Here is an 11,663-nt window from a genome sequence, read left to right on the forward strand (position 1 = left end):
GCCGGATATCCTCCGGGCTCGCCGGTTACCCTCCGGGCTCGCCGGTCACCCTCCGGGCTCGCCGGACACCCCCCAAGCCCGCCAAACACCCCCCGATCCCTGGAGGAACCCACAACAGGCTCCGGAGCCAGACCTGGCAGCCCGTACAAAGGCACATCGCCCCGCGGGCTAGGCTGGCGGGCGTGAAGGTCCTTGTCATCGGCAGTGGTGCCCGCGAACACGCCTTGTGCCGCTCTCTGTCCCTCGACCCCGACGTCTCCGAGCTGCACTGCGCCCCCGGCAACGCCGGCATCGCAGAGGTGGCCGAGCTGCACCGGGTCGACGCCCTCGACGGTGCCGCCGTGGCCGCCCTCGCCCGAGAGCTCGGTGCCGGGCTGGTCGTGGTGGGCCCGGAGGCCCCCCTCGTCGCCGGCGTCGCCGACGCCGTGCGCGCGGCGGGCATCCCCTGCTTCGGCCCGTCCGGGCAGGCCGCGCTCCTGGAGGGCTCCAAGGCCTTCGCCAAGGACGTGATGGCGGGGGCGAGCGTGCCGACCGCACGGTCGTACGTGTGCACGACGCCGGCCGAGATCGACGAGGCCCTGGACGCCTTCGGGGCGCCGTACGTCGTCAAGGACGACGGGCTCGCGGCCGGCAAGGGCGTCGTCGTCACCGACGACGTCGAGACGGCCAGGGCGCACGCCCGCGCCTGCGACCGCGTCGTCATCGAGGAGTTCCTCGACGGCCCCGAGGTCTCCCTCTTCGCGATCACCGACGGGGAGAGCGTCGTCCCGCTCCAGCCCGCGCAGGACTTCAAGCGCGCGCTCGACGGCGACGAAGGGCCGAACACCGGCGGCATGGGCGCGTACTCGCCGCTGCCGTGGGCCGACCCGAAGCTGGTCGACGAGGTCATGCGGAGCGTGCTCCAGCCGACCGTGGACGAGCTGCGGCGCCGCGGCACCCCGTTCTCGGGGCTGCTGTACGCGGGCCTGGCGATCACCGGCCGAGGCGTGCGCGTCATCGAGTTCAACGCCCGCTTCGGCGACCCCGAGACCCAGGTCGTCCTCGCCCGCCTCAAGACCCCGCTCGCCGGGATCCTGCTGGCGTCGGCGAACGGCACCCTCGCGGACCTGCCGCCGCTGCGCTGGAGCGACGACGCCGCGGTGACCGTGGTCGTCGCCTCGCACAACTATCCCGGTACGCCTCGCACGGGCGACCCCATCGAGGGCCTGGACGAGGTCGCCGCGCAGGATGCCCCGGATGCGTACGTCCTGCACGCCGGAACGGCGCGGGACGGCGACGCCGTGGTCAGCGCGGGCGGTCGCGTGCTGTCCGTGACGGCCGTCGGCGCCGGCCTCACCGAGGCACGCGAGCGCGCCTACGCGGCGCTGTCCCGCATCCGCCTCGACGGGTCCCAACACCGCACGGACATCGCGGCGAAGGCGGCCGCGGAGGCCTGACCGGCGCCGTCGCCGCGCACCTTTCGGCCAACTCGAGGCCCCGGATCCGACCGTGGATCCGGGGCCTTCTCGGCATCCACCTTTAGCCAAAGCCATTCCATCGAGTGACCGGTGGCCCATCCGGCTGACGACGCCGTGCGCCCCAACTAGGGTGCGGCGCAAGCGTTCAAGGCACCCAGAGCCAAACAGACCACCGGCATTGCGATGTCGGTGGCGGGTGCCACAGTGGGGGAGTGAGCAGGACCAGGGCCGCCAAGGCCATTGATGTGCGCCGCCGGCTCGGGCCGGCGGCCGAACAGTAGGCAGCCAGGGGGTGCCATCGGTCGTGTCAGGTACAGGTGTGGAGGTGGGCGTGCAGGCCGCGCGTTCCCGGGCCCTCGCCGTGCTGCGTCTGCGCAGCCGGGCGCTGGCCGTCGCCCTGCTGCCCGCGGCCGTGGCCGTCGTGCTCATCGCGGCAGGCGTCACGGGCCATGCGGGCGGCGGGAGTTGGGACGTCGCACGCTGGGTCGTGACGGTCGTCGCCGTGCTCGTCCTGCTGGGCGCGGCCGGTGTCGCCCTGGTCGTCGCACGGGCCAGGCCCGCCCTGAGCCCCACCGTCCCGATCGCCGAGTCGTCCGCCCCCGATCTGTACCGCCTGGTGCGGGACCTCGCGGACCGCCTGGACGTGCCGGCGCCCTCGGCCATAGCGCTCACCCCGGACTGCGACAGCTGGCTGGAGGACCGCACCCATCCCGCGCACGGCCCGCCCGCCCGGGCCCGGCAGGACGGGCCGGCCACCTCCGAGGGCGGGCGCGCACCGCAGCCCCCGTCCACGGTCGCGCCCGTGCTGGTCATCGGCTCCCCGTTCCTGTGGTGGATGCGGGTCGGCGAGCTGCGCGCCGTCCTGGCCCCCGTCGTGGCGGGTACGGGACCCTCGGCGCACCCCGACATAGCCGCCGCCCGGCGCTTCGTGCGCGGTCTGGACGCCGCGGTCGCGGTGGCCTCGACCCCCGGCCGCGGTCCCCTCGCGCGCGTGGTGCTCGGCGCCATCGGCCGCGTCGCCCGGCTCCTGCTGCGGCACTGCAGGGTGCACGCCGCGGAGATGGAGCGCGGTGTCGCCGCGGCGGCCGCCGAGCGTGCCCAGGCCGTGGACTACGGGGTGCGGATCGTCGCCCAGGAGCAGGTCGGTCTGGCGTACGCGGGGTGGGACCGGCTCCTCACCCGCGTCGCGCTGCCCGCGTGGCGCATGGGCCGCTGGCCCTCCCGGCTCGACGCGGGCGTGGTCTCCGCGCTCACCGAGCTGTCCCGCAGGGACCGCCTGGCGGAGGGCTTCGCCTCCCGGCTCGGCGAGCGTCCCGCCTGTGACCTCCTGGAGGAGCCGGGTTCGGTGGACGAGGCCGCCTCGCTGCTCGCCGCCCGCCTCTTCCACGGCGGCCCCGCGGAGTCGGGACCGGACTGGGCGCCGGTGGCCTGGCAGGAGTATCCGGACGAGGTGGTCGACCGGAAGTGGCGCATGGACGCCGCCCGGCTGCACCGCGTCCTGGACTCGCTGGGCGTCGGCCACTCCGCCGATCCGACGGCTCCGGACCCCGACGGCCCGACCCTCGACCGCGTCCTGGAACACCTGACGACCGCCGTGCCTTCTGTCACGGAGAGTGACGGCGGGGGTGGCGCGGGGGCCGCGGACGGCCGGCTGCCGGACGCCGCCTCCGGTACGGCGCCGCACGGGTCCGGCGCGGAGCCCGCCGAGCGCGCCGAATGCCTCTTCCCCGCGGTGGACGAGGACGCCGACGACGCCGACGCGGACAGCCTGGGCGGCATGCTCGCCGCGGGCCTCACCGCCGAGATCGCCCGCGAGGAGGCCGCGGCCCCGCCCCGGCCCGCTCCCACGGGACAGGGCCCGGACGAGGCCCTGTGGGACGACGGCGCGCTGCCGCTCTTCCCGCTCCAGCCGCCGCGCACCGGCCGTGAGCTGCTGGCCGACCACGTCACGGCGATGGTGTGCTGCGCCGCGGTGGACACCGCGGGAGCCGCTCCCGGCCTCGACTGGCTCGACGGTCCCGCCCTCCTCGTCGGTGGCGAGCGTGCGGTGGATCTCTCGCCGCGCGTCCTGAGTCTCGTCGAGGACGGCGACCCGTTCCCCCTGCGGGACTGGCTCACGCGCCTCGGCGTCCGCCCGGAGAAGCCGGTCCGGCTGGTCTGACGGAGGACGGGTCCGGTCGCGCGGAGCACGCGCGGAGCCCCAAAAATCACCCGAGGACGCCGAGAGACTTCGCGGTGTCTCCAAGGGGCGCCCGCCGCATCCCGTTCCGCGCCCCGCGCGCCCCCTCCCCGTACAAAGCCGCAGGCAGGCGCCGCCCTTGCGCCACGCGGCCCGCCACCCCGCCCCGCCACCCCGCGCGCCAGCCCTCCCGCCACCCCACTCGGAACGTCACGCTCCGTTCCCGTCAATTCGCGACGAACGGTGACGGTGTGCGTGCTTAATGTGATGTGCTGGGAGCGGCCGCCGACCGCAGGCACAGGCAGGCGCCGCGGCTCGGGGGAGCGAGGGAGGGGTGGAGATGAAGTCGGAGCCGAACCGCCGATGGGAATCGGGCGCGCTGGCGCACGCCGTTTCGGACCCTTTCGGTCAGGGCCCGCTGCCCTGGCTGCGCGGCACCGAGCACTACTTCGACGACACGGGCCACGTCGTTCCCTGGTACGTCGACCACGCCCCCGCCCCCGGCGCGAACATCCCGGCCCCCCGCACCGGCGGCCCGCTCAACGCCGATGACGTGCACCGCCAGATCAAGGGCTTCACCTCCACCGGCGCCGCGGCGCCGGGCGAGGCCATCGACTTCCACGTCACGGTCGACCCGCCCCAGCAGTTCAGCGTCGACATCTACCGCATCGGGCACTACGGCGGCGACGGCGCGTCGAAGATCACCACGAGCCCGCGCCTGTCCGGCATCGTCCAGCCCGCCCCGCTCACCGCCGACCGCACGGTCTCCTGCCACCACTGGTGGCTCTCCTGGCGGCTGCAGATCCCGAGTTACTGGAGCATCGGGGCGTACGTGGCGGTCCTCACCACCGCCGACGGGTACCGCTCGCACGTCCCCTTCACGGTCCGCGACGACCACCCCGCCGACCTGCTGCTGCTCCTGCCGGACGTCACCTGGCAGGCGTACAACCTCTATCCCGAGGACGGGCGCACGGGCGCCAGCCTCTACCACGCGTGGGACGAGCAGGGCGCTCTCCTCGGCGAGAGCGAGGCCGCCGTCACGGTCTCCTTCGACCGTCCCTACGCGGGCGCGGGCCTGCCCCTGCACGTCGGCCACGCCTACGACTTCATCCGCTGGGCCGAGCGCTACGGCTACGACCTGGCGTACGCGGACGCCCGTGACCTGCACGCGGGCCGCATCGACCCCACGCGCTACCGCGGCCTGGTCTTCCCCGGCCACGACGAGTACTGGTCGCCGAGCATGCGCCGCGCGACCGAGCAGGCCCGCGAGCACGGCACGTCCCTGGTCTTCCTCTCCGCCAACACCATGTACTGGCAGGTGGAGTTGGGTCCCTCCCCGTCCGGCGTGGAGGACCGCCTGCTCACCTGCCGCAAGCGCCGGGGGCCCGGCCGTCCCGCGCTCTGGCGCGAGCAGGACAAGGCCGAGCAGCAGCTGCTCGGCATCCAGTACGCGGGCCGCGTCCCCGAGCCGCGCCCCCTCGTCGTACGCAACGCGGACCACTGGCTGTGGGAGGCCACCGGGGCGCACGACGGCGACGAGATCGAGGGCATGGTCGCCGGCGAGGCCGACCGCTACTTCCCGCGGACCGCGCTTCCCGAGCACCAGGACCGCATCCTGCTCGCCCACTCGCCGTACGAGGACACCGAGGGCGTCACCCGCCACCAGGAGTCCTCGCTGTACCGCGCCCCGTCCGGCGCCCTCGTCTTCGCGTCCGGCACCTTCGCCTGGTCCCCGGCCCTGGACCGCCCCGGCCACGTGGACCCCCGTATCCAGCGCGCCACCGCCAACCTCCTGGACCGCATCTGCAAGCGCGACTGACCCCGTGGTCCCGGGCCCGCCGGTCCCGTACGACGCACCGCCCGGCACGGCCCGGCACCGCCTCCGGCCCACCCCCGCACCACGTCTGACCTGCCCCCGACCAACCCCTGGCCAAGACCGCACTCCCGATACGGGAGAATCGACGTCACTTGGCCAGAACCACGGGAGGGAACCGTGTCCGGATTCGTAGAAAAGCCCGAGCCCTTTGAGGTTCCGGGCCTGGTCCACCTCCACACCGGCAAGGTGCGCGAGCTGTACCAGAACGAGGCGGGCGAGCTCGTCATGGTCGCCAGCGACCGCCTCTCCGCCTATGACTGGGTGCTGCCCTCGGAGATCCCCGACAAGGGCCGCGTCCTGACCCAGCTCTCCCTGTGGTGGTTCGACCAGCTCGCGGACCTCGTCCCGAACCACGTCATCTCCACGGAGCTGCCGCAGGGCGCCCCCGCCGACTGGGCGGGCCGCACCCTGGTCTGCAAGTCCCTGCAGATGGTCCCGGTCGAGTGCGTGGCCCGCGGCTATCTGACGGGCTCGGGCCTCCTGGAGTACAACGACACCCGTACCGTCTGCGGCCTCGCCCTGCCCGAGGGCCTGGTCGACGGGTCGGAGCTGCCCGCGCCGATCTTCACGCCCGCCGCGAAGGCCGCCGTCGGCGAGCACGACGAGAACGTGTCGTACGAGGAGGTCGCCCGGCAGGTCGGCGCGGAGACCGCCGCCCAGCTGCGCCAGACGACCCTCGCCGTCTACGGCAGGGCACTGGACATCGCGCGCGAGCGGGGTCTGATCCTCGCCGACACGAAGTTCGAGTTCGGCTTCGAGGGCGACGCGCTCATCCTCGCCGACGAGGTCCTGACCCCGGACTCCTCCCGCTTCTGGCCCGCCGACCAGTGGGAGCCGGGCCGCGCCCAGCCGTCGTACGACAAGCAGTTCGTACGGGACTGGCTGACGTCGCCGGCCTCCGGCTGGGACCGCAAGAGCGAGCAGCCGCCGCCGGCGCTGCCGCAGGACGTGGTGGACGCCACGCGCGCCAAGTACATCGAGGCGTACGAGCGGCTGACGGGCACGCCCTGGTAGTCGGCGGCAGCCGGCGGTGACCGGCGCACGAAAAAGGCCCCGGTCTGCTGACCGGGGCCTTTCATCTGGAGCGGACGACCAGGTTCGAACTGGCGACCTCAACCTTGGCAAGGTTGCGCTCTACCAACTGAGCTACGTCCGCGCTGCGCCGAAGCGCGAGGACAACTATACCCAACCTCGCTCGCGTGCGAGACGCACCGCGGCGTGCCGGTTCTCCGCACCCACCTTGGTGGCCGCCGAGGAGAGGTAGTTGCGGACGGTTCCCTGGGACAGCGCGGCCCGCTCGGCGATCTCCGCGACGGGTGCGCCGTCGGCGGCGAGTTCGAGCACCTCGGCCTCGCGGTCGGTCAGGGGGGAGTCCCCCGCGGAGATCGCGTCGGCGGCCAACTCCGGGTCCACGTAACGGTTTCCGGAGTGCACCGTGCGGATGATCTCGGCGAGCTGCTGGGCGCTCACGGTCTTCGGCACGAAGCCCCGCACCCCCACCGCGAGGGCCCGCTTGAGATGTCCCGGTCTGCCGTGACTCGTCACGATCATGGTCCGGCACTGCGGGAGTTCGTCGCGCAGGGATGTGGCGACGCTCACACCGTCGGCGCCCGGCATCTGCAGATCGAGCACGGCGACGTCGGGCCGGTGGGCCCGCGCCATGGCCAGCGCCTCGGGCCCGGATGCGGCCTCGGCGACCACGACGAGATCGTCCTCCAGAGCGAGCAGCGCGGCGAGCGCTCCCCGAATGAGGTGCTCGTCATCGGCGAGCAACACGCGCACGCTCATGCGGCCACCTCCTGGTCTGGGTCTTTCGCGGGGTCCTGTGCGGGCTCGGGCCCGGCGGCTCGTTCCGGCGTGCGGGGGTGAGCCTGCGCCGGCTCGGGCTCGGCGGCCCGCCCCCGGGAGCGGGCCTGCTCGGAATGGGCCGGGTCGGCCTTGGTTCCGGCGCCCGGTTCCCGTGCCTGCGTGTGGGCCGGGTCGGCCTTGGTTCCGGCGCCCGGTTCTCGTGCCTGCGTGTGGGTCGGGTCGGCCTCGGCGCCGCCGTCCTGTTCCCGCGCGTGCCCGCACGGCTGGTTCCGCTCCGGACCGTCGGCCCGTTCCGGCTCCCCTACGAGGTCTGCGCGGTCTGCGCGGATTCCGTGGGCCTGTCCGCGCTGAGGCCCATCGGCCCGTTCCCGCTGAGGCCCATCGGCCTGTTCCCGCTCACTCACGGGGGGCGCCCCTTCCCCATCCCCCGGCGGCGGCAGCGGTACCTCCACGGACAGGCGGAACGTGTCCTTGCCGGATGCGAAGTCCAGGACGCCGCCCACCGGGGCCAGCCGTTCCCGGAGGCCCGCGAGGCCGGAGCCGCGCCGCTCGGGCGGGACTCCGGGCGGGGCATCGGGCGGGGCGTCGGGCGCGCCGTCGTTCTCGACGACCAGCGTCGCCCGCCGTTCACTCACCGCCAGAGCGATGTCGCAACGCCCCGCGTCGCCGTGGCGCAGCACGTTCGTGGCCGCCTCCCGCACGACCCACCCGAGGGCCGACTGCACCGACGCGGGCAGCCCCGCCGTGGAGCCCGCGACCCGGCATCGGATCCCGGCCGCCTCCAACACGCCCTGGGCGCCGGCCAGTTCCACCGCGAGGTCGACCTCCCGGTAGCCCCGTACGACTTCCCGCACCTCCCGCTGGGACTCCTGCGCGATGCGCTGCACCTCGACCATCTGGTCCACCGCCTCGGGCCGGCCCCGGCGGGCGAGCTGCACCGCGAGCTCGCTCTTGAGGGCGATGACGGCGAGGTTGCGTCCCATCACGTCGTGCAGGTCCCGGCCGAACCGCAGCCGCTCCTCGGCGACCGCGAGCCGCGCCTCGACCTCGCGGGCCCGGTCGGCCTCCCACATCACGGAGAGCGTCCAGGCGCCGCAGCGCGTGGAGAGCAGGGTCAGCAGGCCGCCGAAGGCGAACAGCGCGGCGGTCGCGAACAGGCGCCCGCCGCGCACGCCCGCGGTGGCGAACGCGGCGACGACGACCAGGTCGAGGGCCGCGATGCGGGCCAGGTAGGCCCGGACCGGGAGGGCGAAGGCGAGGGCCTGGCCGAACGGGATCAGCAGGTACATGACGGTGAGGGTGATCAGGCCGTCCTTGGCGCCGCCCACGGCCTCCAGGGCGATCGCGAGGGCGTAGGCGACGCCCATCAGGGCACCCGCCACCGCGAGATCGCGGCGCGGCAGTTCCCGCCGCTTCAGGTAGTGGTCGAGCGAGTGCCGGACCGAACGGTTGGCGTGCAGGCTCTGCAGCGCGCCCACCGCGATCAGCGACCAGCCGAGGATCTGCGCGACCGGCTCGTGCCGCAGGCTCAGGCCGAGCGGCAGGAAGCTCCAGCTGATGAAGAAGATCCACGGCATGGCGTGCCACACGGCCATGCTCTGCAGCTCGACCTTCTCGATCTTGCTGCGTCCGTGCCAGCGGCGCTGCCAGTCCCGAACCCGGTCGATCAGCACTCCCGGTACCTCCCTCAGTGCCGCGGTTCCCACCGGAACCACCGTCGTACAGCAAACACCGCGAGCAGGGTCCAGGCCACCGCCGTCGCGACGGCACCCAGCGTGTCCCCGGCCGAGAGGTGGCCCGCCCAGCCGCCGCGGATCAGCTCGATCACGGGCGAGAGCGGAAGCAGCTCACAGACCGCGGCGACCTTGTCGGGCATGACCTCCAGCGGGATGAAGAGCCCGGAGCCGATCATCGAACCGAAGATCAGCGGCATGCTCATGACCTGGGCGGACTCGGTGGACCGGGCGAAGCTGCCGGTGACGGCCGCCAGCGCGGAGAACATCACGAGGCCCAGGGCGACGCCGAGGACGACGAGGTGGGGTGCGCTCGGTGCCCCCGCGTCGAGGAGCGCCGCGCAGCCCACGGCGAGGACCACGCACTGCACCACCCCGATGGTGACCGAGGGCAGCGCGGCGCCCGCCAGGATCTCGGGGTCCCGCAGCTCGCCGGTGCGCAGCCGCTTGAGCACGAGTTCCTCGCGCCGGGCGGTGTAGACGGCGGTGAGGGCGGAGTACACGGCGAAGAGCAGCGAGAAGCCGAGGGCGCTCGGCAGCACGACGGTGCCGACGTCGAGCCCGGTGCCCTTCAGGTCCATGCCCTTGGCGGCCTGCCGCATGCTGAACGGGATCACGAACGGCACGAACAGCGCCGCGAACAGCGTTCCCTTGCTCCGCCCGAGCAGTGTCATCTCGGTGCGGGCCAGGGCCTGCAGCCGCCTCGCCGGGGTGGTCACGGCCATCGTGCTCATGTCGCCATCTCCTTCTGGGCGGGGCGTCCTTCGGAGCCCTCGCCCGTTCCGTCCGCCGCACTGTCCCTGGTCCCCGCGGCCCGCGCGATCCGCAGGAACGCCTCCTCCAGCGAGGCCGCCCGCACATCGAGCCCACCGAGCTCGACCCGCGCGTCCCTGGCCCACAACAGCAGCCCGGTGGCCGAGCGTTGGAGGTCGTCCGTCCGCAGCACGACCCGGTGCCCCGCGGTCTCGTGGCCGCTCACGCCGAGTTCGCCGAGTGGCGGCAGGTCGCCGACGAAGTAGCCGTCGGGCAGTTCGAAGGAGATGTGCGAGGGCTGGCGCGCGACCACGTCGGAGACGGTCCCCTCGGCGGCGATGCGGCCCTCGTGCAGGATCGCGAGGCGTTCGGCGAGCGCCTCGGCCTCTTCGAGGTAGTGGGTGGTGAGCAGCACGGTCGTCCCGTTGTCGCGCAGGTCCCGCACCAACTCCCAGGTGGCGCGGCGCCCTTCGGCGTCGAGTCCGGTGGTGGGTTCGTCGAGGAAGAGCACCTCGGGCCGCCCGATGAGGGCCATGGCCAGGTCGAGGCGCCTCTTCTCGCCGCCGGAGAGCTGCTTCACGCGGACGCCGGAGCGCTTGCCGAGCCCCACCATGTCCAGGGCCTCGGCGACGGGCCGGGCCCCGCTGGTGCAGCCGGCCCACATCCGGGCGGTCTCCGCGACGGTCAACTCGGCGGGGAAGCCGCCTTCCTGGAGCATGACGCCGATGCGGGGCCGTACGGCGGCGCGTTCGGTGTACGGGTCGTGCCCGAGCACCCGCACCCGTCCGCCGGCCGGGGCGGCGAGTCCTTCCAGGAGTTCGACGGTGGAGGTCTTGCCGGCGCCGTTGGTGCCGAGGAGCGCGAAGAGTTCGCCGCGTCCCACGGCGAAGGAGATCCCGCGTACCGCCTCGAAACCTCCTCCGTACACGCGCCGGAGATCGGTCACGTCGATCACGTGGTCAGTCATGGTTCGAGCCTCCCCCGGCCGGGGAGCCGTCGGCAGTGCGCGCTGTCACCGGCCCGCATGACAAATGTCAGAAACGACGTTCCCGCAGGCGGGAGAAGGGGAGACACGAAGAAGACCCCGGTCGAATCGACCGGGGTCTCTCACGTGGAGCGAACGACGAGGTTCGAACTCGCGACCTCAACCTTGGCAAGGTTGCGCTCTACCAACTGAGCTACGTTCGCATTGCCTCCGACCGGCTTTCACCGATCGGCGCGGGCATCAGCCTACCGCAACCGGCGGACCGGTCGGTGAGCGATGCAGAGCGGGTGACAGGAATTGCACACTGCGCCTTCCCCCTGGAAGGGGGATGTTCTACTACTGAACTACACCCGCGTGACTCCGTGAGGTCCGGCCTTTCGGCCTTGCCCCTCGGCGTGCTCCAGACTCTAGCCGACCGGGAGGGGTGCAGCGCAAGTCGGTTGCCGCGAGGGGCCGGGGGTCGTGCCGGGCGCCAGGTCAGTTGGCCGCTTCGAAGGCCTCGTAGACCCTCTTGGGGATGCGGCCGCGGGGCGGTACGTCCATCTGGTGCGAGCGCGCCCAGGCGCGGACGGCCGACGGGTCGGGGGAGACCGCCGTGTGCCGGAACGCCATGCCCGACTTCGACCGTTTGCGGGCCGCCTCCAGGTACGGGGCAAGTGCCGTGCGCAGTTTCTTGGCATTGGTTTGATTGAGGTCGATCTCGTACGACCTGCCGTCCAGACCGAACGCGACCGTTTCTGCCGCTTCCCCGCCGTCGATGTCGTCAGAGAGAGTGACCACGACACGTTGCGCCACGAATATCGGTCCCTTCGCGTGGCTCTACCGCCTTTGACATGCGGTGATGCCGACTGCACGGATGTTTTGGGCAAAG

9 protein-coding genes and 3 tRNA genes are annotated in these 11,663 nt (G+C 73.1%); 4 read left to right on the forward strand and 8 right to left on the reverse strand.

Going from position 1 to position 11,663, the window contains the following annotated elements; all coding sequences use genetic code 11:
• Positions 1 to 182: 182 nt before the first annotated feature.
• The 4 genes from purD (at position 183) to ACZ592_RS11735 (ending at position 6,526) form a co-directional block, all read left to right on the forward strand.
• The gene (gene purD / locus ACZ592_RS11720; protein WP_471581325.1) at positions 183 to 1,436 is read left to right on the forward strand and encodes a phosphoribosylamine--glycine ligase; all 1,254 of its coding nucleotides are present in this window, start codon (positions 183 to 185) and stop codon (positions 1,434 to 1,436) included.
• 325 nt (positions 1,437 to 1,761) lie between these two features.
• Positions 1,762 to 3,618 carry a M48 family metalloprotease gene (locus tag ACZ592_RS11725; protein ID WP_471581326.1) on the forward strand — a complete coding sequence of 619 codons (1,857 nt, stop codon included), beginning with the start codon at positions 1,762 to 1,764 and terminating at the stop codon, positions 3,616 to 3,618.
• Between the two features lie 358 nt (positions 3,619 to 3,976).
• Positions 3,977 to 5,455 carry a N,N-dimethylformamidase beta subunit family domain-containing protein gene (locus tag ACZ592_RS11730; RefSeq protein WP_471581327.1) on the forward strand — a complete coding sequence of 493 codons (1,479 nt, stop codon included), beginning with the start codon at positions 3,977 to 3,979 and terminating at the stop codon, positions 5,453 to 5,455.
• A 174-nt stretch (positions 5,456 to 5,629) separates the two neighbouring features.
• The gene (locus ACZ592_RS11735; RefSeq protein ID WP_471581328.1) at positions 5,630 to 6,526 is read left to right on the forward strand and encodes a phosphoribosylaminoimidazolesuccinocarboxamide synthase; all 897 of its coding nucleotides are present in this window, start codon (positions 5,630 to 5,632) and stop codon (positions 6,524 to 6,526) included.
• Positions 6,527 to 6,592: 66 nt separating this feature from the next.
• Here the strand turns inward: ACZ592_RS11735 and ACZ592_RS11740 are convergent.
• The 8 genes from ACZ592_RS11740 to ACZ592_RS11775 form a co-directional block, all read right to left on the reverse strand.
• Positions 6,593 to 6,668 (reverse strand) — tRNA-Gly (locus ACZ592_RS11740).
• A 23-nt stretch (positions 6,669 to 6,691) separates the two neighbouring features.
• Positions 6,692 to 7,300: a response regulator gene (locus ACZ592_RS11745; protein WP_471581329.1), complete on the reverse strand. Its 609-nt coding sequence runs from the start codon at positions 7,298 to 7,300 to the stop codon at positions 6,692 to 6,694.
• Positions 7,297 to 8,994 carry a histidine kinase gene (locus ACZ592_RS11750; protein WP_471581330.1) on the reverse strand — a complete coding sequence of 566 codons (1,698 nt, stop codon included), beginning with the start codon at positions 8,992 to 8,994 and terminating at the stop codon, positions 7,297 to 7,299. The genes ACZ592_RS11745 and ACZ592_RS11750 overlap by 4 nt, the downstream gene beginning before the upstream one ends.
• 14 nt (positions 8,995 to 9,008) lie before the next feature.
• A complete protein-coding gene (locus ACZ592_RS11755) occupies positions 9,009 to 9,788 on the reverse strand; it encodes an ABC transporter permease (RefSeq protein ID WP_471581331.1) in 780 nt (259 codons plus the stop codon).
• On the reverse strand, positions 9,785 to 10,774 hold the full coding sequence (locus tag ACZ592_RS11760; RefSeq protein ID WP_471581332.1) for an ABC transporter ATP-binding protein: 990 nt from the start codon (positions 10,772 to 10,774) through the stop codon (positions 9,785 to 9,787). Before ACZ592_RS11760 ends, ACZ592_RS11755 begins: the two co-directional genes overlap by 4 nt.
• Positions 10,775 to 10,919: 145 nt before the next feature.
• Positions 10,920 to 10,995, reverse strand: a tRNA-Gly gene (locus tag ACZ592_RS11765).
• A gap of 79 nt (positions 10,996 to 11,074) precedes the next feature.
• Positions 11,075 to 11,146, reverse strand: a tRNA-Gly gene (locus tag ACZ592_RS11770).
• A 123-nt stretch (positions 11,147 to 11,269) separates the two neighbouring features.
• The gene (locus tag ACZ592_RS11775; protein ID WP_471581333.1) at positions 11,270 to 11,587 is read right to left on the reverse strand and encodes a histone-like nucleoid-structuring protein Lsr2; all 318 of its coding nucleotides are present in this window, start codon (positions 11,585 to 11,587) and stop codon (positions 11,270 to 11,272) included.
• Between the last annotated feature and the right edge of the window lie 76 nt (positions 11,588 to 11,663).

It is taken from the genome of Streptomyces sp. NPDC040622 (genome assembly GCF_055593965.1).

What these genes read in the sequence shown, in the direction of transcription:
- ACZ592_RS11730 (WP_471581327.1), top strand. Translation starts at nt 3,977, where the DNA reads ATGAAGTCGGAGCCGAACCGCCGATGGGAATCGGGCGCGCTGGCGCAC.
- ACZ592_RS11745 (WP_471581329.1), bottom strand. Translation starts at nt 7,300, where the DNA reads ATGAGCGTGCGCGTGTTGCTCGCCGATGACGAGCACCTCATTCGGGGA.
- ACZ592_RS11755 (WP_471581331.1), bottom strand. Translation starts at nt 9,788, where the DNA reads ATGAGCACGATGGCCGTGACCACCCCGGCGAGGCGGCTGCAGGCCCTG.
- ACZ592_RS11760 (WP_471581332.1), bottom strand. Translation starts at nt 10,774, where the DNA reads ATGACTGACCACGTGATCGACGTGACCGATCTCCGGCGCGTGTACGGA.